The 25,324-nt window shown below is 53.8% G+C and carries 22 protein-coding genes; 13 read left to right on the top strand and 9 right to left on the bottom strand.

The features are described 5' to 3' along the window. Positions 1–12: 12 nt before the first annotated feature. The gene (gene rsxA / locus FE845_RS15020) at positions 13–594 is read right to left on the bottom strand and encodes an electron transport complex subunit RsxA (protein WP_200366307.1); all 582 of its coding nucleotides are present in this window, start codon (positions 592–594) and stop codon (positions 13–15) included. A 47-nt stretch (positions 595–641) separates the two neighbouring features. After that, complete coding sequence (gene metG, locus FE845_RS15015; protein WP_200366305.1) at positions 642–2,684, bottom strand: methionine--tRNA ligase; 2,043 nt, start codon at positions 2,682–2,684, stop codon at positions 642–644. Positions 2,685–2,825: 141 nt separating this feature from the next. Between metG and apbC the strand changes: the two genes are divergently transcribed. The 4 genes from apbC (at position 2,826) to FE845_RS14995 (ending at position 6,730) form a co-directional block, all read left to right on the top strand. Beyond that, positions 2,826–3,926 (top strand): iron-sulfur cluster carrier protein ApbC, encoded by a 1,101-nt coding sequence (apbC, locus tag FE845_RS15010; RefSeq protein WP_200366296.1) that lies wholly within the window; start codon positions 2,826–2,828, stop codon positions 3,924–3,926. A gap of 289 nt (positions 3,927–4,215) precedes the next feature. Continuing rightward, the gene (dcd, locus tag FE845_RS15005) at positions 4,216–4,782 is read left to right on the top strand and encodes a dCTP deaminase (RefSeq protein ID WP_200366294.1); all 567 of its coding nucleotides are present in this window, start codon (positions 4,216–4,218) and stop codon (positions 4,780–4,782) included. Then, positions 4,779–5,378, top strand: a complete 600-nt coding sequence (locus tag FE845_RS15000; protein WP_200366292.1) for a YjaG family protein — start codon at positions 4,779–4,781, stop codon at positions 5,376–5,378. The genes dcd and FE845_RS15000 overlap by 4 nt, the downstream gene beginning before the upstream one ends. A 74-nt stretch (positions 5,379–5,452) precedes the next feature. Further along, on the top strand, positions 5,453–6,730 hold the full coding sequence (locus FE845_RS14995) for a valine--pyruvate transaminase (RefSeq protein ID WP_200366290.1): 1,278 nt from the start codon (positions 5,453–5,455) through the stop codon (positions 6,728–6,730). Here FE845_RS14995 and FE845_RS14990 read toward each other — a convergent pair. The 3 genes from FE845_RS14990 to purM all read right to left on the bottom strand — a co-directional run bounded on the left by FE845_RS14990 (position 6,727) and on the right by purM (position 9,290). Beyond that, positions 6,727–7,482 carry a DUF3108 domain-containing protein gene (locus tag FE845_RS14990; protein WP_227714401.1) on the bottom strand — a complete coding sequence of 252 codons (756 nt, stop codon included), beginning with the start codon at positions 7,480–7,482 and terminating at the stop codon, positions 6,727–6,729. The two genes, FE845_RS14995 and FE845_RS14990, sit on opposite strands and share 4 nt — an antisense overlap. Positions 7,483–7,566: 84 nt before the next feature. Further along, positions 7,567–8,229 carry a phosphoribosylglycinamide formyltransferase gene (gene purN / locus FE845_RS14985; protein WP_200366288.1) on the bottom strand — a complete coding sequence of 221 codons (663 nt, stop codon included), beginning with the start codon at positions 8,227–8,229 and terminating at the stop codon, positions 7,567–7,569. Beyond that, entirely contained in the window at positions 8,226–9,290 is a 1,065-nt protein-coding gene (purM, locus tag FE845_RS14980; protein WP_200366286.1) for a phosphoribosylformylglycinamidine cyclo-ligase, read from the bottom strand. The genes purN and purM overlap by 4 nt, the downstream gene beginning before the upstream one ends. Positions 9,291–9,502: 212 nt before the next feature. Here purM and FE845_RS14975 point away from each other — a divergent pair, with 212 nt between their 5' ends. From FE845_RS14975 to FE845_RS14955, 5 genes are all read left to right on the top strand, one after another. After that, positions 9,503–10,837: a DUF2066 domain-containing protein gene (locus FE845_RS14975; protein ID WP_200366276.1), complete on the top strand. Its 1,335-nt coding sequence runs from the start codon at positions 9,503–9,505 to the stop codon at positions 10,835–10,837. A 21-nt stretch (positions 10,838–10,858) separates the two neighbouring features. Beyond that, positions 10,859–11,419, top strand: coding sequence for a CDP-alcohol phosphatidyltransferase family protein (locus FE845_RS14970; protein WP_200366274.1), 561 nt, complete (start codon positions 10,859–10,861; stop codon positions 11,417–11,419). Continuing rightward, positions 11,398–12,114 (top strand): DnaA regulatory inactivator Hda, encoded by a 717-nt coding sequence (gene hda, locus FE845_RS14965; RefSeq protein WP_200366272.1) that lies wholly within the window; start codon positions 11,398–11,400, stop codon positions 12,112–12,114. Before FE845_RS14970 ends, hda begins: the two co-directional genes overlap by 22 nt. 84 nt (positions 12,115–12,198) lie before the next feature. After that, on the top strand, positions 12,199–12,996 hold the full coding sequence (locus FE845_RS14960) for a ParA family protein (RefSeq protein ID WP_200366270.1): 798 nt from the start codon (positions 12,199–12,201) through the stop codon (positions 12,994–12,996). Between the two features lie 12 nt (positions 12,997–13,008). After that, on the top strand, positions 13,009–13,344 hold the full coding sequence (locus FE845_RS14955; protein WP_200366268.1) for a YqcC family protein: 336 nt from the start codon (positions 13,009–13,011) through the stop codon (positions 13,342–13,344). Between the two features lie 29 nt (positions 13,345–13,373). Here FE845_RS14955 and nadC read toward each other — a convergent pair whose 3' ends face one another. Continuing rightward, on the bottom strand, positions 13,374–14,213 hold the full coding sequence (gene nadC, locus FE845_RS14950; RefSeq protein WP_200366266.1) for a carboxylating nicotinate-nucleotide diphosphorylase: 840 nt from the start codon (positions 14,211–14,213) through the stop codon (positions 13,374–13,376). A 234-nt stretch (positions 14,214–14,447) separates the two neighbouring features. On the opposite strand from nadC, the gene FE845_RS14945 reads away from it, so the two are divergent. From FE845_RS14945 to FE845_RS18860, 4 genes are all read left to right on the top strand, one after another. Beyond that, a complete protein-coding gene (locus FE845_RS14945; RefSeq protein WP_200366263.1) occupies positions 14,448–16,796 on the top strand; it encodes a DUF1631 domain-containing protein in 2,349 nt (782 codons plus the stop codon). A gap of 72 nt (positions 16,797–16,868) precedes the next feature. Then, positions 16,869–17,519 carry a 1,6-anhydro-N-acetylmuramyl-L-alanine amidase AmpD gene (gene ampD, locus FE845_RS14940; RefSeq protein WP_200366261.1) on the top strand — a complete coding sequence of 217 codons (651 nt, stop codon included), beginning with the start codon at positions 16,869–16,871 and terminating at the stop codon, positions 17,517–17,519. Next, positions 17,520–18,407: a regulatory signaling modulator protein AmpE gene (gene ampE / locus FE845_RS14935; protein WP_200366259.1), complete on the top strand. Its 888-nt coding sequence runs from the start codon at positions 17,520–17,522 to the stop codon at positions 18,405–18,407. It begins immediately after the preceding gene. A 102-nt stretch (positions 18,408–18,509) separates the two neighbouring features. Continuing rightward, on the top strand, positions 18,510–20,540 hold the full coding sequence (locus tag FE845_RS18860) for a methyl-accepting chemotaxis protein (protein ID WP_200366256.1): 2,031 nt from the start codon (positions 18,510–18,512) through the stop codon (positions 20,538–20,540). Positions 20,541–20,716: 176 nt separating this feature from the next. Here the strand turns inward: FE845_RS18860 and FE845_RS14925 are convergent, their stop codons facing one another. From FE845_RS14925 to FE845_RS14915, 3 genes are read right to left on the bottom strand one after another with little or no spacing between them, the layout of a single operon-like run. Continuing rightward, the gene (locus FE845_RS14925) at positions 20,717–21,274 is read right to left on the bottom strand and encodes a cob(I)yrinic acid a,c-diamide adenosyltransferase (protein WP_200366254.1); all 558 of its coding nucleotides are present in this window, start codon (positions 21,272–21,274) and stop codon (positions 20,717–20,719) included. A gap of 22 nt (positions 21,275–21,296) precedes the next feature. Next, positions 21,297–22,334: a ketopantoate reductase family protein gene (locus tag FE845_RS14920; protein ID WP_200366244.1), complete on the bottom strand. Its 1,038-nt coding sequence runs from the start codon at positions 22,332–22,334 to the stop codon at positions 21,297–21,299. Positions 22,335–22,336: 2 nt separating this feature from the next. Further along, complete coding sequence (locus tag FE845_RS14915; RefSeq protein ID WP_200366234.1) at positions 22,337–25,189, bottom strand: valine--tRNA ligase; 2,853 nt, start codon at positions 25,187–25,189, stop codon at positions 22,337–22,339. Between the last annotated feature and the right edge of the window lie 135 nt (positions 25,190–25,324).

Raw genomic sequence — 25,324 nt, 5'->3', positions numbered from 1 at the left:
AACGTGTCTCCGTTAAACGCTGACTAGGCCGGTGAAGCCCAGAAACGCCAGTGACATCAACCCAGCGGTAACCATACCGATAGCCGCACCCCTGAAAGCGGTAGGGACATCGGCCACGGCAATGCGCTCGCGCATCGCGGCGAACAGCACCAGCACCAGCGAAAAGCCGGCAGCGGCGCCAAAACCGTAGAGTACTGATTCAACGAAGTTATTGTTTTTATTCAGGTTAAGAAGTGCTACGCCGAGTACCGCACAATTGGTGGTAATCAACGGCAGGAAAATACCCAGTACGCGATAGAGTAAAGGGCTGGTCTTACGAACAACCATTTCAGTGAACTGAACCACCACCGCAATAACCAGAATAAAGGTGATGGTTTTCAGAAACACCAAATCCAGAGGAGCCAGCAAGTAAGTGTAGGCAAGATAACTGCAAACGGACGACAGAGTTAGCACAAACGTGGTGGCCAAAGACATGCCCATGGCCGTTTCCAGCTTACCTGAAACCCCCATAAAGGGGCACAAACCAAGAAACTGAACCAACACAAAGTTGTTCACCAGAATGGTGCTGACCAATATCAGTAAATACTCTGTCATTGCTGCATCATCATTGCGTTATCGGAGCCTGCTGCCGCGACATCTGTTTACATTACCCGCATGCCGGGTGTCGCACCCGAATCGGGAGACAGGATGAAGATATCCTTGCCACCGGGGCCTGCCGCCAGAATCATGCCTTCAGACATACCGAACTTCATCTTACGGGGTTTCAGGTTGGCGACCATCACAGTCAAGCGACCCTCAAGATCTTCTGGTTTATACGCAGACTTGATACCAGCAAACACGTTGCGTTCGCCATGCCCCAGATCAAGCGTCAGACGAAGAAGCTTATCCGCACCTTCAACATGCTCGGCTTTGACGATCTTTACGACCCGGAGATCCACTTTTGCGAAATCATCGAATTCGATCTCGTCTGAAATTGCTTCGTTATTGTCGGATTTAGCGGGTTGTGCCGGTTTGCCGGTCGCCGCAGGCATTTCTTCTTTCGACGCATCCAGCATTTTCCCGATCTGCGCCATATCCACCCGGCTCATCAGCGGCTTGAACTTGCTGATGCTGTGGTCTTCAAGCCGCTCGCTGCGATTGTTCCAGTCCAGCTTTGCATTCAGGAACTCCTCGGATGCTTTGGCTGTCTCTGGCAATACCGGCGCAAGATAGGTCATTAGCAAGTGGAACATGTTGAGGGCGTTGGTACAGATAGCCTGTAACTTTTCATCTTGGCCCTCCTGCTTGGCGACCACCCAAGGCTGCTCATCATTTACGTATTGGTTGGCAATATCGGCCAACTCCATAATGCGGCGCATGGCACGGCCAAATTCCCGGGCCTCGTAGAAGGCCTCCAGATCCTCACCGGCTTCGATAAACTCCTTCAGCTTTTCGTGCTCGGTCACGTTTGCAAGCTTTCCATCAAAACGCTTGGTAATGAAGCCTGCACTGCGGCTGGCGATGTTGACTACCTTACCCACGAGATCCGAATTCACTCTGGCGGCGAAGTCCTCCAGATTAAGATCCATATCATCTACACCGCCAGTTAGCTTGGCAGCGAAGTAATAGCGCAGATACTCAGGGTTGAGGTGGTCCAGATAGGTGCGGGCCATAATGAAAGTGCCACGGGATTTGGACATTTTTTTGCCATTAACCGTCACAAATCCATGTGCCCAAACCGCCGTTGGCGTGCGGAAGCCAGCGTCATGCAGCATCGCTGGCCAGAACAAAGCGTGGAAGTTGATGATGTCCTTGCCAATGAAGTGATAGACCTCAGCCGTGGAATCCACCTTCCAGAAGTGCTCGAAATCCACATCTTCTCGATTACAGAAGTTTTTGAAGCTGGCGAGATAGCCAATAGGTGCATCCAACCAAACATAGAAAAACTTACCGGGAGCATCCGGGATTTCAAAACCAAAATAGGGTGCATCACGGCTTATATCCCACTCTTGCAAACCTGCATCCAGCCACTCAGCAAGCTTATTGGCCACTTGTGGTTGCAAGGCGCCACTGCGGGTCCATTGGGTCAGGAAGTCGGTAAACTCCGGCAACTTGAAGAAATAGTGCTCCGACTCCTTCTCGACGGGGGTGGCGCCGGATACCGCAGAGCGTGGATTAATCAGCTCAGCAGGCGTGTAGGTTGCACCGCAGGCCTCACAGTTGTCACCATACTGGTCATCCGCCTTGCACTTCGGGCAGGTGCCTTTGATAAACCGGTCTGCGAGAAACATGTTCTTCTCGGGATCGAAAGACTGGGTAATCTTACGCGTCGCAATGTTGCCGTTCTTCAGCAACTGACGATAGATGTATTCAGAAAAGTAGCGATTCTCTTCCGAATGGGTGGTGTAATAGTTATCAAAGCGAATATGAAACCCGCTGAAATCCTGCTGGTGCTCCTCACGGATGCGGTCGATCAACCGCTCGGGCGTAATACCCTCGCGCTCGGCACGGAGCATAATGGCTGTGCCGTGGGCATCATCCGCGCAAACGTAGTAGCAAGTGTGGCCTCGCATATTCTGATAGCGCACCCAGATGTCCGTCTGAATGTATTCCAGCAGATGGCCTAGGTGAATGGGGCCATTGGCGTAGGGCAGGGCGCTGGTAACCAGAATATCGCGCTGTTGCTTTGAACTCGCTTGCGTCATGGTGTGTCCGAACCTTTCATCAGAATAAGGGTTGTATGGTCAGAAACGGGCTCAGATGATACCTTTCAAGCAGATATTTTTCACCCGAAACACCTGTTTTCATGCTGAAAAAAGCAGCATGAGCTTATTCCGGAGAGCCAGATGACACAGATTTCAGAGCAGGCCCTGCAGGCGGCGGTTCGTGAATACCGAGACCCATACCTAGAAAAAGACCTTTACGACTTGGGTGCCGTAAAGTCACTGGCGGCGGATGAGGCAGGTAAAGTAACGCTGATGGTCGAGCTACCATACCCATCAAAAGGCATCGCAGGCGGTCTGAAGCAACTGGTTGCCAACGCGCTTGAAAATGTAGATGGCGTCGAAACCGTTGATGTGCACGTGGCACAAAAACTCCACTCCTATAAAGTCCAGAAAGACCTACCGTCTGTTCCCGGCGTTAAAAACATCATCGCCGTTGCCTCCGGCAAAGGCGGTGTCGGAAAATCCACAACTGCCGTCAACCTTGCCCTCGCTCTGCAAGCAGAAGGCGCCCGCGTTGGCGTACTCGACGCCGACATCTACGGCCCGAGCATCGGTATGATGCTCGGTGTACCCGAAGGCAAACGCCCTGGCGTGCGTGAAGAAAAATACTTCCTGCCTATGGAAGCCCGCGGCCTCCAAACCATGTCCATGGCCTTCGTAACCACCGACAAAACCCCCATGGTATGGCGCGGCCCCATGGTTAGCGGCGCGGTTATGCAACTCTTGCAGCAAACCCTCTGGGATGAACTCGACTACTTAATCGTCGACATGCCCCCCGGCACCGGCGACATCCAGCTCACCCTAGCCCAGAAAGTCCCGGTTACCGGTGCAGTCATCGTCACCACTCCTCAGGACATAGCCTTGCTTGACGGTAAACGCGGCATAGAAATGTTCCGCAAAGTTGAAATTCCGGTGCTGGGCGTTGTAGAAAACATGAGCGTACATATCTGCAGCAACTGCGGCCACGAAGAGCACCTGTTCGGCGACGGCGGCGGTGAGCGGATTGCCGATGAATACGAAACAACCCTGCTGGGCCAGTTGCCCCTGCACATGACCATCCGCGAACAGACCGATGGAGGTAAACCTACAGTGGTTGCCGTGCCGGATTCCGAAGTGGCACTGCGCTACCGGGATATTGCTCGCCGGGTTGGTGCTGAATTATCGACAAGGGAGCGGAATCTTAGCGGCGCGATTTCAAGTGTGTCTGTAAAGACGCGGTAACTTAAGACGTGGGTTGGGCGGCGTGCTGCACATAGGCTAATTCATGGACGCGGCAGGCAACTCATGGATTTGATCGCAGGCGCGGGAAAGGCGGTTCAAAAATGTCGGAGGCCAGGGAAGGCCGGAGACAAGCTCACAGGGATGTGCTCGAAGCGGTTTTTGAACCGGCTTTCCCGTGACTGCAGCCACCAAACCAAAAAGACTTCAGGCCATACCGCCAAGCTTCGACAGAACCAAACCGAACAGGTAAACTACGCCCCAATTTTCCCAGTGGATACGAGACTTCGCCATGAGCATCAAAGCCGATAAATGGATTCGCCGGATGTCCGAACAACACCGCATGATCGAACCCTTCGAAAGCGGTCAGGTCCGTGAAACTGAAAAAGGCCGAATTATCTCCTACGGCACATCAAGTTACGGCTACGACGTGCGGTGCAGCAACGAATTCAAAATCTTCACCAACGTACACTCCGTAACCGTCGACCCCAAAAACTTCGACGAAAAAAGCTTCGTAGACTTCACCGGCGACGTCTGCATCATTCCGCCGAACTCCTTTGCCCTAGCGCGCACCGTAGAGTACTTCCGCATCCCCCGCAGCGTACTTACCGTCTGCCTCGGTAAATCCACCTACGCACGCTGCGGCATCATTGTAAACGTTACCCCGCTGGAGCCCGAGTGGGAAGGCCACGTAACACTCGAATTTTCGAACACCACAAACCTACCAGCAAAAATCTACGCAAACGAAGGCATCGCCCAGATGCTCTTCTTTGAATCTGACGAAATTTGCGAAACCAGCTACAAGGATCGGGGTGGCAAATACTTCGGCCAAACCGGCGTGACCCTACCCAAAACATGAACGCCAACCAGTTTCTCAAAGCGGTTTCCCAGCTGCAGGGATGGCGCGAATGCGCTTTCCTGCTGGCACTTGCCGAACGCTCATTCCCGAATTATGCACTGTTTGCAGACGCCGTAGGCCTGAAAACCGGCGGCAAAATGCACCAAATCTTGGAGCTTGCCTGGGGCTCGCTGCAAGAAGATGTAGCAGAAACCGCTATCCCACAATTGCTGGTAAAGCTCGAAGCCTTGTCTCCTGATGTGGAGGCCTATGACGCCTATGGCGTATACCCTGCGTTCGATTTTTGCCAGCTTTTGGAGCAGGCGCTATTGAACCGCCTGAACCCTTCGAAGCATCGAGCCACAGAAGCATCGCAGTTGGCGACAAGCACCGTTATGAGCTTTATTGAACTGTCGGAAGGAGAGGGACTTGAAGAGGATGAGCTGGTTCGTTTGCTCGACTCACACCCCTTGATGAAAGAAGACAAAGCCTTCCAGCGCGATCTTGTCTTAGCACTGAAGCGCCAGCGCACACCAGTCGAGCAATTTATTGAAGAACTCCGGGTAAATGCGGCAAACGAAGGCGTTAGTAACCTCGGCATCTCGCTGGGGGATTAAAGCCCCAGCAGCCATGTAGTGCAGCCTCGCAGCCCCCGTTAATTATTCAGCTTAGACCTTATGGATGTAAGCCCATGAAACTCTCCACGTTTGGCCGAAAGTTCACCGCAGATGCTGGCATAACCTCTCTGATGGATGACCTGGGTAATGCTATGGCGTCCGGTGACGATATGATCATGATGGGTGGCGGCAACCCAGGGCATATCCCCGAGATTCAGGCTCGGGTGCAAGAAATCTTGGCAGATATGAGCCGAAGCGAAAGTGATGTTCGCCGGCTCGTGGGTGTTTATGATCCGCCTCAGGGTGAGAAACAATTTATTGCCTCGCTTGCAGACCTGCTAAGCCGTGAATACGGTTGGGATCTTAAGCCCGAGAATATTGCGCTTACCAATGGCAGTCAGGCCGCCTTCTTCATGTTGTTTAATATGTTTGGCGGCGACTACGGCGAAGGTCAGCGCAAACACATACTCTTGCCTCTGGCGCCGGAGTATATCGGCTATGCGGATGCGGGCATTGAACCAGACCTGTTCCATGCAGTGCAGCCAGATATCTCATTCACCGATGCCCACGAATTCAAATATCGGGTGGACTTTGATGCAGTAGAGGTAACAGGCGAGACCGGTGCCATCTGCGTATCCCGGCCTACCAACCCGACCGGCAATGTGGTTACCGACGAAGAGATGGCGCGCTTGGAGGAAATGGCGCGCCAGCATGACGTGCCGCTGATTGTTGACGGTGCCTATGGAACGCCTTTCCCTAGCTTGTTGTTTGTAGACGCAACGCCCACTTGGAATGAGCAGATTATTTTGTGCCTCAGCTTATCCAAACTTGGCTTACCTGCCGCCCGCACGGGCATCGTGATTGCTGCGGCACCGGTGATAAAAGCCTTGTCTGGAATAAATGCCATCATGAATCTGGCCACGGGCAGCTTTGGTGCCATGCTAGCTGAACCGCTTGTGCGCTCCGGTGAAATTTTGTCCCTGAGCCGAGAGGTGGTGTGTCCGTTTTATAAGCGGAAAATGCAGCGGGCTGTGGCGGCGTTTCGTGACGCCATGGGCGAAGACAGTTGCCGCTGGTACGTGCACAAACCAGAAGGCGCCATGTTCCTATGGCTGTGGTTTCCGGATTTGCCCATTACCAGCCTTGAGCTTTATCAGCGTTTGAAAGCCCGTGGCGTGCTGGTTGTGTCAGGCCACTATTTCTTTCCCGGGTTACCCGAAGATGGCTGGAAACATTGTAATGAGTGCCTGCGCGTAACCTACTCACAGGACGACGAGCGCGTAGCACAAGGGTTGAGAATTATTGCGGATGAAGTGAAGGCCGTGTGGGCTGAGGCAGACCGGGAGGTTTAACCTCCCAAGTCTACATCTTTCAGTTCCAGTTCGTACTTGCTGCCGTCGGGCTCAACCTGAAGTAGCCGCACCAACACGTATTTGTTGTCCGGGTCGAACCACATCAGGGTTTGTCGTTTTGAGTTTTCGCGAACCTTTTCTGCTTTCAGAAGAGAAGACTGGCCTCCGTCTGAGCGGCCAGCATCGTCACTCACTACGGCAAATCGCTCGCTATCAATATTGCCGCGATCGAGTACCTGATATTCCATCTCCCGCTTGCCATTTAGGATGTCTTGGTGCAACTGCACCTGAAAACCGAGCGGGTCGAGTGTGCCTTCCTTAAGTTCTACTTCGAACGCTTTGCCCTTGTATTCTCCTGTTGCGACGTTTGCTTCCCAGTCGAAATCGATGGACTGTTTTCTATCTTTGATAAGAAAGCCAGACAGGCTATAGCGGTATCTTATAGGAACAACCCGACCGTCTTCCCATTTGAGGATCAAAGATTCGTTAAGGTCGGCGATGAAGGACTTCACTTCCGTGCGGTAAAGCCACACATCATTGCCCTGAGAAGTAAGAATCCGCTTGGCGCCACCATTGAGCGATATCCCCTTTTCCATGGAGGCGCCATAGCTGACTTCGAAGGGGAAGAGGTCGGGAACTGGCTCCGCGCGTGCGGCGGCACTCAGTACTAATGCCAGCATGCACATAAGGCTGGCGATGGTAACCCGCCCCCTAGTTAGGAGGGCGGGAACAATCCGTTGAGCTGCAAACATTTCGTTGACCTCGAATCCTTCATGTATGTTGGAAGTTTAGCGGGTCAGAGAGTGTTGCCTAGTGACAGTCTGTTAAGGTGCGCCTCAGCTGTCCGTGAGACGCATGGGTGTTTCGATAGCTTGCCCATCAAATAGTACCTGATCATCGCCCAGTTGGATTCTGCCTTCGCAGAACCAGCGAACAACAATCGGGTAGAGCAGATGCTCTTTTTGCTGCACTTTTTCCGCGAGTGTTTCGCGGGTGTCTTCTGCCGTAATGGTCACTTCTGCCTGCGCGACAACCGGCCCGCCATCAAGCTCTTCGGTTACGAAGTGAATCGAGACGCCGTGAGCAGCGTCGCCAGCATCCAGTGCTCTTTGATGCGTATTGAGGCCTGTATACTTCGGCAGCAGCGAGGGGTGAATATTCACCAGCTTGCCACGGAATGCCCTGACAAAATCTGTGGTCAGGATTCGCATGAAACCCGCCAACACAATGAGATCCGGGTTGTAGCGGAGAATGTGAGCCATAAGCGCGGCATCGAATTCTTCCCGAGAGCCGAACTCCTTGTGGTTGACCACAAAGGTTTCCACGTTGGCTTGTGCGGCCCGCTCGAGTGCAAACGCTTTTGGCTGATTGCAGCCCAGAGCAACAATTTGGCCGGGGAAATCCCGCCCGCGACTTGCGTCTAAAAGAGCCTGGAAGTTGGTTCCGCTGCCAGAGGCAAGGACGAGAATTTTGGGCAGGGTGGGTTGATCTGCCTTCATTCTGCCAAAAGCCCCGGTGCATAACGCACCACTGCATCTTTTTCGGAATCCTCAGCGCGCTCGATAATGCCTACCTGCCAAGCTTTCTCACCCAAGGCCTTCAAGGTGTCCATCGCCAAACTTTTCTGGCTTTCGGGAACACAGATGATCATGCCAATTCCGCAGTTAAAGGTGCGGTACATTTCTTCACTGGCAACACCGCCTGCGTCTTTAAGCCACTGAAATACGGGGGGGAGTTTCCAGCTTTCGGTGTCGATGGCTGCAACTACGCCCTTGGGCAGAACTCTGGGGATGTTCTCCGGCAAACCACCACCAGTGATGTGTGAAAGAGCGTTTACATCCACTTCGCGAATAAGTTGCAACAGGCTTTTTACGTAGATGCGTGTAGGAGCCATCAGCGCATTCGCAAGTGTTGTATCGCCGATTGGTTGATCTAAGTCGGCTTCGCTGACTTCAAGAATCTTCCGGATCAGCGAGTATCCGTTGGAGTGGGGGCCTGAAGATTCTAGTGCGAGCAGCGCGTCTCCTGCTTGAACGTTGCTGCCGTCGATGATTTCGCTGCGCTCTGCGATACCTACGCAGAAACCGGCAAGATCGTAATCGTCACCCTCGTACATCCCGGGCATTTCGGCGGTTTCACCACCCACCAACGCGCAGCCAGCCAACTCACAGCCTTGGCCAATACCTGCAACCACGTTTGCAGCTATATCAACATTGAGCTTTCCGGTGGCGTAGTAATCAAGGAAAAATAGCGGCTCCGCACCACCAACAATAAGATCGTTCACGCACATCGCAACGAGATCAATGCCAATGCTGTCGTGTTTTTCCAATTGCATCGCCAATCTCAACTTGGTGCCCACGCCATCAGTGCCAGAAACCATAACCGGCTCTTTATACCCGGAAGGGATCGCGACCATGGCACCAAACCCGCCAAGCCCTCCCAGAACCTCGGGTCGCCGCGTGCGGGCGGCGGTTTCCTTGATACGGCTGACAAGTTCATTGCCGGCGTCAATATCAACGCCAGCATCGCGGTAGGTCAGGGAAGGCTTCTGTTCGCTCATGGTGTTCTTAAACCGTTGGGCAATGGGTCAGGCGGCGGATTTTAGCAGGTGCAGTGTAGGGCTCCAAGTGTAAAAGCCTTGTGTCGCTCCGGATTCTTGCATCCGGCCGTTTTCGCGCAAGCAAGATTGCATTTCGGAAACCCGGGCTGGCTACTCAGGCATAGGGGCATGGTGTATCCTATGCGCCATTCATGCGAACTGCAGGGTGTTTCATGCCAGTAACAGACCAGATCCGGTTTTTTAAACCATTGCGAGCCCTATGGCTTGGTGTTTTTTGTACGCTCATACTGGCTTTCACGCCCACATCTGCCACTGCTGTAACAGTATCAGGGCTCTATTCAGTCGAAGTTCCTGTGTCTGGCTCCGGGCAAGCCGCTCTTGCCCAAGGTTACGCAGATGGTTTGGCCCGGGTTTTCGTGAGGATTTCCGGCACCCGTGAGGTGCTTGCTCTTGATGGTGTAGACGCTCTGCTGGCAGATGCGGAATCCTTGTTGCTGTCCTATCAGATACTTCGCGGCGCAAGTGGTGAAAGCCGCCTGAGTATGGCGTTTGGTGCTGTCGGTGTTAACCGGGCTCTGGCGTCAGTCAACGCTCCCGTTTGGGGTGCCAACCGACCCTTAACCCTCGCTTGGGTGGCAGTCGAAGACCGTGGTGTTCGTACACTCGTGACAGGTGCTGGCGAAGACCAAGCCAATGCTGCCGAAACGGGCGTTTGGTCGGCAGCATTTGCTCGTGCTGCTCAGGAGCGTGGGCTCCCGGTAGCCCTGCCTCCCGCAGGGTTCAGTGGCAATAGAGAGTTGTTGTCGGATATATGGGGGCAGTTCACCGGGCGCGTTCGCAAGGCGTCTGAAGGCGTGGAGCATGACGTGCTTGCACTGGTTCGTGTTAACCGCTCAGGCAATCAGTGGCGTGCAGGCTGGGTATTTGAAGGTGCAAAGCTAAATAGCAGCGAAGAGTCGGTTAGCGCTGACACGCGGGAAGCTCTTGCAGAGGCATTGGTTAATCGCTGGGCGGAGCTGTACGCCAACCGATATGCTGTGGCAGCCGGTGAGGTTGGGGAACTACCTCAGGTGGAAATCGTGTTGCGCGGTGTTAAGACCGTTACAGACTACGGCAAAGCCACTCAAGTTCTGGAGGGCTTAACGCCAGTTGAAAATGTAGGTGCATCCCGGGTTAAGGGCGAGCAGTTAACGCTGAGAGTTGGCTTTTCCGGTGAGCTTGACCAGCTTAGGGAGTATATTGCCCTGGATTCTCGGTTTGTGCCCGTTGAGGGCGGATCACAGGAAAGTCAAGCGGCCCGCCCGTCACCACTCCCGTCGTCTGCAGCCGCTTCGGCAAAACCGACACAGCTTGATTCTAACGAGAATCAGCAAGAAGCGATTCCGGAAGGTGAGTTGGAAAAGGAGTCGTCTGAGCAGACTATGTTTAGCTACCAACCCTCGCCCGTAGACGAAGAAGAGGCCGAGCAGGCGTTCGAGTCACTTTATCAAGTTCTTTATTACCGCTGGCAACCCGTGCCAGCTATCGGAAATAATGGCGGGCAGTAAGCCGCTACCGGAGGCAATTGAGTGAGGTCACACGCCTGGCGCTGGATACCCAATGCTCTGACGTTTGTGCGCATTCTATTGATAGCTCCCTTTGCCAGAGCGCTGCTGGTGCAGGAGTACCGGCTCGCTTTGTTCATTTTTGCTGTGGCGTCGGTGACAGATGGCCTTGATGGCTTTCTTGCGCGGCATTTTAATTGGCGCTCCCGTTTCGGTGCTGTGGCTGATCCACTGGCCGATAAAGCGCTACTGATTACAGCCTATTTGGTGCTGACTTATACCTCGGTTTTACCTCTGTGGCTGTTTGCACTGATCGTTGGTCGAGACCTTCTTATTGTGGGAGGTGCGCTGGTTTACCATTACGGTATCGGTCGCTTCGATATGGAGCCCAGCATACCCGGCAAGCTGAATACGCTGGTTCAGATTGTTGTCATTTTGGGCATTATTGTTATTTTGGCTGGTTTGCCGGTGCAGCCGATATGGTTGGATATTGGAATTTGCTTGGTCGCAGTTTCAACGGTCTTCAGTGGCGGGCACTATATTGTCGTTTGGGGTAAGCGCGCATGGAGGGCCAGACACCCGTGAGCAACTCTCAGCTGGTGCTTGGCGTCCGGCTTCGGGACGACGCACGTTTTGACAACTTTCATGGTGATCGCAACCGGGAAGCGGCGTTGCGCCTGTCTTCGGTATTGAGCCAGCCGGCTGGCCTGCCAGTGGTCGTAGTTTGTGGCGATTCGGATACCGGCAAAAGCCATTTGCTGCAGGCGGCCTGCCATCACGCAGAAGCGGAAGGGAAAACGGCGGTTTGTATTAGTATTGCCGAGCTAGAGCCCTTCGGCCCGGAAGCGCTGGCGGGACTGGATACCATGGATGTGGTTGCACTCGATGATCTGGATCGGGTAGCGGGTAAGGCCGACTGGGAAGAAGCGGTTTTTCATCTCTATAACCGGCTGCATGATGGCGGTCATATGCTGGTTGTTAGTCTTTCTGAAGTTCCCGGATCTTTGCCTTTCGTACTACCGGATTTGGTGTCCCGGCTGCACCACGGCTTTACCGTGCAACTGGGAACCTATCGTGACGATGATCGCCTGAAAATTCTGATGGCTCGTGCACAAAAGCGTGGGCTGACTATGACGGACGATGTCGCAGGCTTTATTATGCGCAGGGCCTCAAGGCGACTTGGCGAATTGTTAGGCATTCTCGACACCCTCGATGAAAACTCCTTGCAGGCGCAAAGGCGCCTCACCGTGCCATTCGTGAAAGCGGTCATGCGGTGGTAAGAACATACAAGCCAAGCGTTACATCACACAAAAACAGAACTTTAACGATTAGACGCTGAATGAAGCGCCAGATGGAGAGACGACATGAGACGGGTAGTATTCAACCAAAAAGGCGGAGTCGGCAAATCCAGTATTACCTGCAATCTGGCAGCAATCAGCGCTGCACGCGGCAAGCGTACTTTGGTGGTTGACCTTGACCCCCAAGGTAACTCAACGCATTACTTGTTGGGCAAGCCCGCTAGCGAGCTTCAAGATACTGTTGCAGACATGCTGGAGCAAACGGTAGCGTTCAAGGTATTCAATCGTCGCCCTGAAGAATTTGTTCATGCTTCGCCGTTCAGAAATCTCTTTGTTTTGCCTTCCAGCCCTGAACTGGATTTTCTTGAACGCAAGCTTGAGGCAAAGCATAAAATCTATAAGCTCAGAGAGGCGTTAAAGAAGCTGGGTGAGTCGTTTGATGAAATATACATTGATACAGCGCCAGCCCTGAATTTTTATACCCGCTCCGCGCTTATTGCTGCGCATCGGTGCTTGATTCCGTTTGACTGTGACGATTTTTCCCGTCAGGCACTTTATAACATTCTTAGTGAAATTCGCGATTTGCAAGAAGACCACAACGAGGAGCTTGTGGTTGAAGGTATTGTCGCAAACCAGTTTCAACCTCGGGCCAGTCTGCCAAAACAGTTGGTTAAAGAGCTTATTGCAGAGGGTCTGCCGGTATTGCCGGTGCGTTTGTCCAGCTCCGTAAAAATGAAAGAGTCTCACCAGAGCCGGCAACCGCTGATTCACATGGCACCAAAACACCCGCTTACACGTCAGTTCGAAGATCTTTATCGCGTACTCAATGGCGAGGCGGTAGAACTAGAGCCTTTGGCCGATTGAACCGAGGGCTTTATGACGGATTCCGATAAGGTTGCAGGGCAGGTTGCGGATTGTCTTCTGGCCATTGAAATGGAGCTGCGCACGATTGGCCTATGGGCAACCGAGCGCCCACCACAGGCGGCATTTCAAAGCACCGAGCCTTTCTGTATCGATACCTTAGAGTTCACCCAGTGGGTTCAGTTTGTGTTTCTTGAGCGCATGAAGCTGATCGTTGAGAACGGGCATCCTTTGCCTTCAGTCTCTGGCATTGCGCCCATGGCTGAGGAGTACTTTCGCGGCCGCCCGGAATCAGGGCAAGGTTTGATCCGAGCGCTTGAAGCGATCGATCAGCTACTTTCGGGGAGCTGACTAACGCCTATTTATGCTGACCATTCACGTCAGCCTAGGCGCATAGACAAGTCTACCGCTTTGACGTCTTTGGTCAGCGCGCCGATAGAAATATAATCGACTCCGGTTTCCGCAATGGGAACCAGTGTGTCTGAGTTGATGCCCCCGGAAGCTTCCAGCTTTGCGCGTCCTTCGGTTATTGCGACGGCTGCCCGTAAATCCTCCATGGAAAATTCATCGAGCATGATGATGTCAGCGCCAGCTCGGAGCGCTTGCTCTAGCTCGGCCATATTCTCGGTTTCCACCTCGACTGGTTTGCCCGGCGCGATTCTGTGGGCTTCTGCAATAGCTGCGGCGATGGAGCCACATGCGGAAATATGGTTTTCCTTGATCAAGAAGGCGTCCCACAGGCCGATTCGATGGTTGTGGCAGCCGCCGCAAGTCACGGCATATTTTTGTGCAAATCGTAAGCCGGGTAGAGTCTTTCTCGTGTCGAGTAGGCGCACAGGTGTATGTGCAACCCGCTCGGCATAACCAGCGCAGCTTGTCGCAACAGCTGAAAGCGTTTGCAGCCAATTCAGTGCAGTTCTCTCGGCGGTAAGCAGGCTTCTGGCGGTTCCTGTCATGCGGAATAGAACCTGATCGGGGCTCACTCGCTCGCCATCCTCAACCAGCCACTCTAGCGCTACTGACGTGTCTACCTGACGAAAAACTTCGTCCACCCATGCCCGCCCGGCTATTGTTGCGTGTTCTCGCGTGATGACATGGCCGGAAGCCTGTTTATCCGCAGGAATAAGTTGGGCCGTAATATCGCCATCACCAATATCTTCGCGCAAGCTAGCGGCTACTGTTTCGATGAGTGACTGGCGTTGGCGTTCACTGAAATTCATGGTTTTGCACCCGCTTGTGACTGGCTAAAAGGTTCTGACATATTCCGGACGCACGATTCTATAGTTCGACAACGGTTTCGCCAAATTATCGCAGAAACGTGATCTGAGTCTGGCGTACACAAAAGGTGACAATTTCTGACACAAGGTGACACGGTCTAATCGTATGATGTGCAATCAGAGTAGTTTGAAGTTTATGGTCAGGGGCTTCACATGCAACGGCCGGGAGATCAGTCGATGAAACAGGAAAACAAGGTTGTCAGCTTTTCAGGCCAGAAGCCGTTCTCACGGTTTGATCTGCCACCTGCGCTTGTTCGCCTGCGTGATACCTCCGGACAAATACTAAAAGGCGTTCTCGAACGCTTTTTCGAACGTGCCGACGACGCCTTGTTCGAGCTCGCAGATCGCGCCGGTTCCAACACAGACCAAACCGTCTATTTTGATGCCATGCGGGAATTGCGGCTCAGGCGCAAAGCCATGGTTGTTTCGGTGCTGCAGTACGTCAGTCAGGCATTTAACGACATTGGCCAATTTCGGCCCAAGCAGTCGGGAGGCGCATTGGATGAGGTTGATCAAGACTCTTTGAGCCTTGTTGAGCATTCGGATCTGGAGCAACAGGTCGCGATCGACAACTTGATCAACAAAATGCGCAATAAGTATCAAACCCCAATTCAGCTTTTGTCTGTACGGGTGAATCATCTGGTGCGAGGCGTGGAATTGGCAGACAGCCAAATGCCACTGAGCCCGGAAGTTATCTGTGGAGGGCTGGCAGAGGCCTGCTCAGATCTGGATATAGATATCCGGGCGAAGCTAGTGGTGCTCAAGCTGTTTGATCGGCTGCTGGGAGATAAGCTTGGTGATTTCTATCAAGAAGCGAACCGGACTTTGGCTGCAGAAGGTGTCTTACCGGACGCAAAGCGACCCCCAGCCCGTTCAGCCATCGCCCCTTCAGGCGCTCGGTCTGCAACCTCGGCTCCTGTGCCACCAAGCTCCTCGCAGCGTGGAGCAGCCAGTGGTGTGTCGAATGAAGAGGCCGGCAGCCAGTATTACAGTCACGACCAGATTCAGGGCGGTGCTTCCTATGCAACGTTTTCCGAATTGAGCGCGCTCCTGCACCAACGAGGTGCAACCCAATCTATGGTTGAGCCGGATAAGACTGACGAAGCCTACCTAGATACCGAACGGTTGATGGCACTTCTCAGCGAGGCACAGGCTTCTTACGATCAATGGGAAGGTGGTGAAGTTGCCTCACTTGATCAACGCCTTCAGCCTGTTCTTACGGCGGCGAATGGCCAAAAGGCCAGTGTTGGACAGGTGGATAATGATGTTATTAACCTGGTGTCGATGCTGTTCGATTTTATTTTGGAAGACCGGCAGCTTCACCCGGTTATGAAGGCACTGATCGGACGCCTCCAGATCCCCGTGTTGAAAGTTGCCTTAAGCGATAAAAATTTCTTCAATCGTGGTGGGCATCCGGTTCGTAAGCTGTTGAATGAGTTGGCATTGTCTGCCATTGGTTGGAGCGAAAAGCGCCCCGGCCAGCGTGATCCTTTACATGAAAAAATTGAGTCGGTTGTAGATCGGGTATTGAGTGAATTCAGCACCAATGTGTCGCTTTTCGACGAGTTGCTAGAGGATTTTTGCCATTTCACCGATCTCGATCGTCGTCGCCGTGAGCTTGTAGAGCAGCGGTTGCGCGATGCTGAGGAAGGCCGGGCACGACAGGAGCAGGCCACCCAAATTGCTGAGTCGTTAGTAAAGGAGCACACGTTTGGTCGAGACATTCCCGAGCCTGTTCTTGCGATGCTCAACGAAGCATGGACAAAGTATTTGCAATGGGTGGTCTTGCGCGAAGGCGAAGACGGTGAGCGCTGGACGGATGCTAGAGAGCTAACAGGGCACCTTGTATGGAGCGTTGACCCGCAGCCGGTTGAAAACTCCACGCGTAGCGACCTGCTCCGTGCTATCCCGGCAATTGTGGACGACTTTCGCTTGGCCCTTCAGGAAATCTCATGGGACCCGTTTGCAACGGATACAGCAGTACGTGATCTGGAATTGGCCCATGTTGATGTATTGCAGAGTTTGGCAACGGCGCCATCCAGTGCCGCGCCGCCAGCTACGGAAGAAGCTGTTTCTGAAGTCTGGTCTGAATCTTCTGAAGATCCTGAAGCCGCGGTACCGGCTATCGATGAGCCCTTCGGCGCACTGGATGAACCGAGCCAGACACTGGCAGAATCACAGCCCCAGTTTGATTCTGTAGAGACGCTAGCCGAAGCCCCGGCCGAACCGGAAGTGGAAGAGATTGCCGAGCAATGGCTGATTCAGGCAGACAGCCTCCGTGTTGGTGCATGGATTGAGCTCACTCGAGATGGGGCCAAGCTTCGTTGCAAGCTGGCGGCCGTGATAAGGGCTACGGGTAAGTACATCTTTGTTAATCGTAGCGGTGCAAAGGTTGCGGAGTACCATCGTCCGGAGTTGGCCGCCGCTATGGCAAATGGAGCCGTTAGCATGCTTGATGATGGACTCATTTTTGACAGGGCGCTTGAGTCCATTATCGACAATCTTCGCAGCAGTCGTAGGGATTGATCCGTAGTAACAAGGCTTACTTTGTGCTTCAATCAGACCACATTGTAACGCTCTGATAGCTATGGATTCATCTTGTCCTATTCAGCCCGAGATTCCCTAAGCGCGACCGTTTTTGGCGAAGATGTCAGTGTTCTTCGTCGAACGGGGCGTCTTGCAACTGCCCGTTGGTGTCCGTCACCTAATTACGGTCCGCGCCCAGACGGCGTTTCAATAAGTCTTCTGGTGGTACACAGCATAAGCTTGCCCCCCGGCAAGTTTGGCGGCCGTTATATTGAAGATTTCTTCACGAACACCCTTAATCCCGCACAACACCCGTACTTTGAAACCATTGCCGACATGCGCGTTTCGGCCCACGTACTGATCCGCCGAGATGGAAGCGTGATTCAATTTGTCAGCCTGCTTGATAGAGCCTGGCACGCTGGGCGCTCTTGCTTTCAGGGTGTAGAAGAGTGCAACGACTACTCCATCGGTATTGAGCTTGAGGGCGCAGACGATATTCCTTATAGCCCGGAGCAGTACCGGGCACTGGCAGAGCTCTCGGCGGTGATCAGCTTGGCCTGGCCGGATATTAGCAGCGACCGTATTACCGGCCACTGCGATATCGCCCCAGGCCGTAAGACCGACCCTGGGCCTGCGTTTGAGTGGCTACACTTCCGGACTGCTTTGGAAGAAGCCAAGTCTGGCCAGCACAGCGGTGAACCGCCCAATAAAGGAGCTGTGTGAATGACTTTGGTGGCCTTTCTTTTTGCCTATTTGGTGCGGCGTCGGCTTGATAGCCTGAATGCTGTCTCCGGTGACGAGCTTTGGCGGCGCTGGTTTCGTCAGGGGAGCGTTGTTAAAGCCGGTCGCGAGTCAGGGATCTGGAATGGCCTGATTTTAGTGTTTGTGCCGGCCTTGCTTGCGGCCTTGGGTGTTTTTGTTTTGGCGTTGTACGGTTGGCGAATCGCGGCCTATCCGCTCGAAATTCTCGTACTTATATTGATGATGGGCACGCCCGGGTGGCGGCAATCGGTTGAGCCCTATGCGCAGGCCTGGCATAAAGGAGACATGCAGGCGGCTTGGCACCTTATTCAGGAGCGCCTGCCTGCCAGCGAGCGTGGAGCTGCGGCCTCGCCTGAACTTATGCATCTCTCTTTAAGCAAAGCGCTCATGTTGGCTGTATTCCAGCGATTCTTCCTGATTGCCTTCTGGTATGTGGTGGGCGGCATTGGATTTGCAATTTTTGTACGCGGGTTGGTGGCGCTGTCGGAGCAGTGGCCTCAGGCGGCCGCGCGACCTCGCTACGTGGCTGTTTGCGAGTGGTTCAACTGGATGCCTGTGCGGCTGCTTTCAATAACCTTTGGCATCGCCGGTGATCTGTCGGGGTGGCTAGGTGAGGCCAAAGTGGCGATTACAGGTATCACGAAAAAGACATCCGAAATCCTCATGATTTCCGCCAACGGGTCGTTAACCGGTTATGCGCTTGATCCGGCGCGTTTTTCTCAAATTCACCCGGATGAGTGGGCCAATTATGGCGGGCGCAGCTTGAGCGCGGTGAGGGATTTGCTCAACCGGAGCATGCTGGTATGGATTTGTACCCTGGCTTTGCTGGTGATTGCAGGCGTTGTCTGAATAGCGGTGTTGCAGTAAATAAAACTTCAGTTTTCCGGTAGTTGGGCGATAATAAAAAAAGAACATGCATTCATTTGTTTGCGTTTCAGAGAGAGGACCGATGTGAAGCAACTCATTTATCCCGCAGTAGCACTGATGAACCGGTTGCCGATGCTGTATAAGTTCAGTCTCATCAGCATCTTGTTCCTCTTGCCGATTGGTGGTTTATCCTGGCTTGTGATGACCGAACTCAATCGCTCGGTTGCGACCATGACCCGAGGTGTGGAAGGGCTAGAGCAATTGCGCCACATCGACCGCCTTGTTGATGCTTCCATGGACTACCGGGATTATCGTGCGCCAGCAGTAGCCAAAAATGAAGATGCCATTAAAAAGCTCTCCGACGAAGCCGCAAGCGAGATCAGTTCTGTTCTGGAAACGCTAACGGCCCAGCCCCGCTCGTTTGATGCATCCGGAGCCTGGGCTGATCAAGTCGAGGGTCTCAAGGCTGAATGGCAAGCCCTTCGTGCCGATGATAATTACCAGACCAACTTTGATCCTCAATTTAAATACTTTCATGAGTTTGTGCAGAAAGCACTGGCACTGCTGCCAGCTACTATCGAGACGTCAGGATTGGGGCAGGGTGCTTCAAGAGAAAACCTACTTATCTTGGGGCTTATCCGGGAAACCTTGCCTGAGGCCCGCAGCGTAATTGGACAGGCACGTTCGTACAGTTTGTTTGCTTTGGTTAACGGTCAAGTAGGCTATGCCCTTAGCGAAAACTTTAACGAAATCTATGATGCTTTAACCAACCGCAGCTCGCTGCTTTCTCCGGCGCTGACGCTGACTGCGGATGCTTCCCCAGTTCTGGCATCTCAGGCTGACCAAGCGTTTCGACAGGTCGATGAGAGCCTCCTGAATGTGCGTGAACTGGTTGATGTAAATATCATTACTCCGATGCGGCTGGAGATGACTTGGCAGGAGTTCGAATCCCGCGTTGCTGCAGAGTTGGCGAGCTACGGGGAGCTGAAGCGTGCCGCGTTTGATGTGATAGATGCCAACCTGAGCGCCAGACTGGAGCAGGAAGTAAGCCAGCGGCGCCTCATTGTGGTGGCCTTGGTTGTGGTGCTGTTATTTGTTGTTTATCTCTATGTCGGTTTCTTTATGTCTGTGCGCACAGCCATCAACCGCTTTAGTGAAGCGGCTCGTAAGGTGGCAGCAGGGGATATGACGACTCGGATTTCCCTCGATAACCGTGATGAGTTGGGCGAGCTTACCGGCGAGTTCAATAACATGACCGATCGCATTGCCGAGCTTATAAGGTCGGTAGGCCAGACAACGTCAGAAGTCGACCAGCAAGCCGCTCGTGTCAATGAGACGGCGTCTGCCAACAGCGAAGCGGTAGCGCACCAAATGGCCGAAAGCGGCCAAATCAATGAAGCCATGAGCCAGATGGTCGAAGCGGTGAGTGAAGTCACTGAAAGCGCCCACCGGGTTGCAGACAGCGCGACCGCTGCAGAACAGGACACAGAAACCGGCCGCGGTGTGGTCTCTGATACCGTGGAAACCATCAACCGCCTTGCGACAGAGATTTCGGGCGCTGTGGATGTAATCAACCGGGTTAGTGAAGACAGCAATAATATCAGTCAGGTTTTGGTAGAAATTAAAGCTATTGCCGAACAGACCAACCTCTTAGCCCTTAATGCTGCGATTGAAGCAGCCAGAGCGGGTGAGCAGGGTCGTGGGTTTGCGGTGGTTGCTGATGAAGTGCGTTCCTTGTCGCAACGCACACATAAGTCTACTGAAGAAATCGAAGGCATGATTACGCGTCTTCAGAGCGGCGTAAAAGATGCTGTGGCCGCCATGACCAATAGCCATGATGTTACTCAGGCAACGGTTCAGAAATCGGGAGAGGTGACAGAAGCGTTGACTCGGATTGCGCAAGGCATCTCGGTGATTGTGGATATGAGCCACCAGATTGCTCAGGCTGCTGAGGAGCAGTCGGCGGTTTCCAAGGATGTGAATGCTAGCGTTGCCCACATTGGCGAATTGGGTGCATCGACCGCAGCGAACGCTGAAGAAACTCTGGCTTCCTCTCAGGAGATGTCGGATTTGACGGCTTCTTTGCAGAGGCTTGTTGAGGCGTTTAAGGTTTAAGTTGCTAGACCGTCACGCTATTTTAGACGGTCAAGCAGCGTCCTCCCCTCAGAAACACGCTGTGAATACATCCCTGTACGCTTGGCTCCGCCATCCATGGCTACGCACAGTTTCTGAGGGGGAGGACGCTGCTTGACCTGATAACGGAGCAAGCCGACTTACAGTTACAACGTGTACTACGTGCCAGATTTCTTCTGGTCCCACAAAATCTCTTCAGCGCCTTCTCTGCGCGCTAACACTCTCGAAGCTACAAACAACAGGTCTGATAAACGATTCAGGTACTGGCGCCCCAGTGGGTTGATGGAATCCTCATGGCTGAGGGCTACCACCACACGCTCTGCTCGTCGGCAAACGGCGCGGGCTAAGTGGCACTGGGCGGCTGCAGGGCTTCCGCCGGGTAGGATGAAGTTCTTCAGAGGTGGGAGAGGCTCGTTCATTTCATCCAGCAGGTTTTCCAGCCAGCTAATATGATCTTCAGTGATCGCCTTGCTTCCCGGAATCGCAAATTCACCGCCCAGATCAAACAGGTGATGCTGAATGCGACGCATGGATTCCAGCATCTCGTCGTCGCTGTCCAAGGTTTCAATCAGCAGGCCGATATGGCAGTTCAATTCATCAGCCATGCCCATGGCCTCAACACGCTGAGCGTTTTTGGCAATGCGATTACCATCGGCCAGGCCGGTAGTGCCATCGTCACCGGTGCGGGTGTAGATCTTGGAAAGGCGGTTGCCCATAAGGGTACTCCTGATTGTTGAGTTATAGACCTTGTACTCGTTCGGTCAGCATTTGGTTCACCGGCGTAGCAATACCATGGCGCTTTCCGCACTGCACAAGATAGCCGTTGATATAGTCAATCTCGGTTTTACGGCCCGCCAGAACATCCGCGCGCATGGAAGACGTATTGCTGGCAGTGTTTCTCGTCACAGTTTCTATACGCTCCCGAAGAATCTCCGGCGCAAGGGCTTCTGAGGTCTCAGCTTCCAACAAAACGGATATCTCCGAGCAAAGCCCATCAATGTTCTGCTGATAAAGAGGTGAGTTTAGAATGTCTCCGTTAGGGCAGTTGAGCAGGGCCGTAAACGTATTGATCCCCGCATTCACCACTAACTTCTGCCAAAGCCGCTGCAGAATGTTCTCCTCTGCATGAACCCGCAAGCCGGTTTCAGCTAGTTGCTGAACAACACTCGCGGTGTGGTCAACGGCACTAGCCGTAAGCGCGCCCACCCAGGTATCACCGGCTCCGGCATGAACTAGAACATCCGGGGAAGGTCTGTTTGCGCCTTCCGCGGTGCTGGCAGCCAAAATCGACCGCTCCGGCCAGCGTTCGGCCACTGCCTGTTGGCTGCCTAATCCGTTTTGAAATAAGACGATGGGTGTGTCTATCGGAATGTGGGGCAGCCAGCCCCCCAAAGCCTCGAGCGTGTCGCCAGCTTTAGTCGTCACCAGTAGCAGTGTTAAATGCTCAACTGACTGGAGCCATGGACGACTAATATTGGTGCGGGCTTCACTAGAGTCCTGCGAAGCCGTCAGGCGGGCCTCCCCGAAACCTTGTGGAGCCAGGGATGGCGGAACAGAGCGTACAAGGATGTATTCACAGCGTGTTTCGGGGAGGCCCGCCTGACGGCTGAAGCTGCACCGATGTTCAAAATCATGCTCAGAGCAATCATTAAAAAGGCGAGGCAAGAAACCACAAAGAGCAGAAGGCAAAAGGGCGGCCCAAAGCCGCCCCAAAGAACCCGCTCCAAGAATGGCAATCACCCCGCCACCCCCGGAACGCTTACCCGCAGACACCATGCCTACATGGCCTCAATATCTGCACGCTGCTGCTGCAATCGGCCCAGATTACCCTGAACCTCAGCCAGCTTCTCCTGCTCCTTGGCAACCACTTCCGCAGGCGCCTTCGCAGTAAACTTCTCATTGTTCAGCTTACCCTCAAGGCGTCCAATCTCCTTCTGCAAACGCTCAAGCTCCTTATCCAGCCGCTTCAGCTCCGCATCCTTATCGATCAGCCCAGCCATAGGCACCAACACTTCCATATCGCCAACCAACTGAGTGGCACTCATGGGTGCTTTATCGCCTTCAAACCATTCAAGACTTTCCAGCTTGGCCAAAGAACTCAAGAACTGGCGATTCTCATTCATCCGACGTTGACCTTCGGCGCTGTTGCCACGGAACAGAACCGGAATCTTCTTCGCCGGGGAAATATTCATCTCGCCGCGAATATTGCGCACCGCCACAATTACACCCTTCAGCCATTCAATGTCTTCGACGGCTTTAGCATCGTGCTTGCTGGTATCCACCTGCGGGAAAGGCTGCAACATGATGCTGTCACCGGATTTTCCAGCCAGCGGTGCAATCCGCTGCCAGATTTCTTCCGTGATAAACGGCATGATCGGATGCGCCAGGCGCAGAACGGTTTCCAGCACGCGCACCAGAGTGCGGCGGGTGCCGCGCTTCGCCTCAACACTGCCGCTGTCGTCGCTCAGGCAAGGCTTGGACAACTCCAGATACCAGTCGCAGTATTCGTTCCAGATAAACTCATACAGAGCGTGAGAGGCCAGATCGAAACGGTACTGATCCAGATGGCGGGTCACGTCCTGCTCGCACTGCTGCAGAGCGCTGATGATCCAGCGATCAGCCAGAGACAGTTCTACCGGCTCACCATTTACGCCGCAGTCTTCGCCTTCCACGTTCATCAACACGTAACGAGCAGCGTTCCACAGCTTGTTGCAAAAGTTACGGTAACCTTCCAGTCGCTTCATATCCCAGTTGATGTCACGACCGGTAGTGGCCATGGCTGCCAGAGTGAAGCGCAGGGCATCGGTACCGTGGGCAGAAATACCTTCCGGGAATTCCTTTTCAGTCTGCTTGGCAATTTTCTTCGCCAGCTTGGGCTGCATCATGTTGCCGGTGCGCTTTTCCAGCAGTGGGGCAAGATCGATGCCGTCAATCATGTCCAGCGGGTCAATGACGTTGCCCTTGGATTTGGACATCTTGTCGCCGTGCTCGTCGCGGATCAGACCGGTCACATAAACGGTTTTGAAGGGAACCTGCGGGGTGCCGTCTTCATTTTTCATAAAGTGCATGGTCATCATGATCATCCGGGCAACCCAGAAGAAGATGATGTCAAAACCGGTCACCAGTACATCGGTAGGGTGGAAGGTCTTCAGGCGCTCGGTGATTTCCGGCCAGCCCAGAGTGCCGAAGGTCCACAGGGCAGAGCTGAACCAGGTGTCCAGAACATCGTCGTCCTGCTTTAGGGCGAAGTCGGCTGCCAGGTTGTGCTTCTGGCGCACCTCCTCTTCACTGCGACCTACATAAATATTGCCTTCGGCGTCGTACCAGGCTGGAATGCGGTGGCCCCACCAGAGCTGGCGGGAAATACACCAATCCTGAATGTCGCGCATCCAGGAGAAGTACATGTTCTCGTATTGCTTTGGCACAAACTGAATGCGACCGTCTTCGACCGCCTCAATGGCAGGCTCGGCCAGTTTTTTCGCATCGGCAAACCACTGATCGGTCAGCATTGGCTCAATAACCAGTCCGGAGCGGTCGCCACGGGGAACGCTCAGTACGTGGTCTTCAATTTGTTGAACCAGTCCCGCGGCTTCCATGTCCGCAACGATCTGCTTGCGGGCGTCCTCCCGGGTCAAACCTGCGTAGGCTGCGGGCAGGCTGGCATCCAGTTCGGTGTTTTCAGTACCGTCGCTGTTGAACACTTCCGCCTGCTCGCGGATGTCCGCATCCTGAGTCAGCACGTTCATCATCGGCAGGTTGTTGCGTTTGCCTACGGCATAGTCGTTAAAGTCGTGTGCTGGCGTAATCTTTACGCAGCCGGAACCTTTCTCGGGGTCGGCGTGGTGGTCGGCAATCACCGGTATGCGGCGGTTTACCAGTGGCAGCATCACGAATTTGCCAATCAGGTGCTGGTAACGCTCGTCGTCCGGATGAACGGCGACTGCGGTATCGCCTAGCATGGTTTCCGGACGGGTAGTGGCAACAACCAGATAGTCTTTACCGTCTTGCGTGGTGGCGCCGTCGGCCAGCGGATAACGCAGGTGCCAGAAAAAGCCTTTCTCTTCCTTGTTCTCAACTTCCAGATCGGAAATGGCTGTGTGCAGCTTCGGGTCCCAGTTCACCAGACGCTTGCCTCGGTATACCAGACCGTCTTCGTACAGGCGAATAAACACTTCCTGTACAGCTTTGTAAAAGCCGTCGTCCATGGTGAAGCGTTCGGTGTCCCAATCAACAGAGTTGCCTAACCGGCGCATCTGGCCGGTGATGGTGCCACCCGATTCTTCCTTCCATTCCCAGATACGCTTGATGAACTCGTCGCGACCCAAGTCGTGCCGGGTTTTGCCTTCTTCGGCCGCCAGCTTGCGCTCAACCACCATTTGAGTGGCGATACCTGCGTGGTCACTGCCCACTTGCCATAGAGTGTTATGGCCCTGCATACGCTTGTAGCGGGTGAGGGTGTCCATGATGGTGTGCTGGAAGGCATGGCCCATGTGCAGGCTGCCGGTCACATTGGGTGGCGGGATGGCGATGCTGTAGGACTCGCCCTCTCCGCTGGGGCGGAAGTAGCCTTTGGATTCCCAGTTTTCGTACCACTGGCGCTCAATGTTTTCTGGCTGGTAGGTTTTTTCCATGGGTTTTTCTGGCGACCGTTTGATTGATTCACAAGGGGAAATTGAAACACTGGATTATACATGTTCGGTTGTTATCGGGCGAACCTTGGGCGTTGAGGAGGCCAGCACAAAGTCGGTGCCGGTGGATGTGAAAGC

Source organism: Marinobacter sp. 1-4A (genome assembly GCF_016597725.1).
Lineage (GTDB): Bacteria > Pseudomonadota > Gammaproteobacteria > Pseudomonadales > Oleiphilaceae > Marinobacter.
This window is presented reverse-complemented; position numbering and strand designations above follow the sequence as displayed.

Bases quoted from the DNA above. Each gene is read 5' to 3' on its own strand.
- FE845_RS14995 (WP_200366290.1), top strand. From the start codon at position 5,453: ATGAAACTCTCCACGTTTGGCCGAAAGTTCACCGCAGATGCTGGCATA.
- purM (WP_200366286.1), bottom strand. From the start codon at position 9,290: ATGAGCGAACAGAAGCCTTCCCTGACCTACCGCGATGCTGGCGTTGAT.
- FE845_RS14925 (WP_200366254.1), bottom strand. From the start codon at position 21,274: ATGGGCAACCGCCTTTCCAAGATCTACACCCGCACCGGTGACGATGGC.
- ampE (WP_200366259.1), top strand. From the start codon at position 17,520: ATGACTTTGGTGGCCTTTCTTTTTGCCTATTTGGTGCGGCGTCGGCTT.
- FE845_RS15000 (WP_200366292.1), top strand. From the start codon at position 4,779: ATGAACGCCAACCAGTTTCTCAAAGCGGTTTCCCAGCTGCAGGGATGG.
- nadC (WP_200366266.1), bottom strand. From the start codon at position 14,213: ATGAATTTCAGTGAACGCCAACGCCAGTCACTCATCGAAACAGTAGCC.
- hda (WP_200366272.1), top strand. From the start codon at position 11,398: ATGGAGGGCCAGACACCCGTGAGCAACTCTCAGCTGGTGCTTGGCGTC.
- FE845_RS14990 (WP_227714401.1), bottom strand. From the start codon at position 7,482: ATGTTTGCAGCTCAACGGATTGTTCCCGCCCTCCTAACTAGGGGGCGG.
- FE845_RS14915 (WP_200366234.1), bottom strand. From the start codon at position 25,189: ATGGAAAAAACCTACCAGCCAGAAAACATTGAGCGCCAGTGGTACGAA.
- FE845_RS14960 (WP_200366270.1), top strand. From the start codon at position 12,199: ATGAGACGGGTAGTATTCAACCAAAAAGGCGGAGTCGGCAAATCCAGT.
- FE845_RS14945 (WP_200366263.1), top strand. From the start codon at position 14,448: ATGAAACAGGAAAACAAGGTTGTCAGCTTTTCAGGCCAGAAGCCGTTC.
- FE845_RS14955 (WP_200366268.1), top strand. From the start codon at position 13,009: ATGACGGATTCCGATAAGGTTGCAGGGCAGGTTGCGGATTGTCTTCTG.
- dcd (WP_200366294.1), top strand. From the start codon at position 4,216: ATGAGCATCAAAGCCGATAAATGGATTCGCCGGATGTCCGAACAACAC.
- metG (WP_200366305.1), bottom strand. From the start codon at position 2,684: ATGACGCAAGCGAGTTCAAAGCAACAGCGCGATATTCTGGTTACCAGC.
- purN (WP_200366288.1), bottom strand. From the start codon at position 8,229: ATGAAGGCAGATCAACCCACCCTGCCCAAAATTCTCGTCCTTGCCTCT.
- rsxA (WP_200366307.1), bottom strand. From the start codon at position 594: ATGACAGAGTATTTACTGATATTGGTCAGCACCATTCTGGTGAACAAC.
- FE845_RS14975 (WP_200366276.1), top strand. From the start codon at position 9,503: ATGCCAGTAACAGACCAGATCCGGTTTTTTAAACCATTGCGAGCCCTA.
- apbC (WP_200366296.1), top strand. From the start codon at position 2,826: ATGACACAGATTTCAGAGCAGGCCCTGCAGGCGGCGGTTCGTGAATAC.
- FE845_RS14920 (WP_200366244.1), bottom strand. From the start codon at position 22,334: ATGGTGTCTGCGGGTAAGCGTTCCGGGGGTGGCGGGGTGATTGCCATT.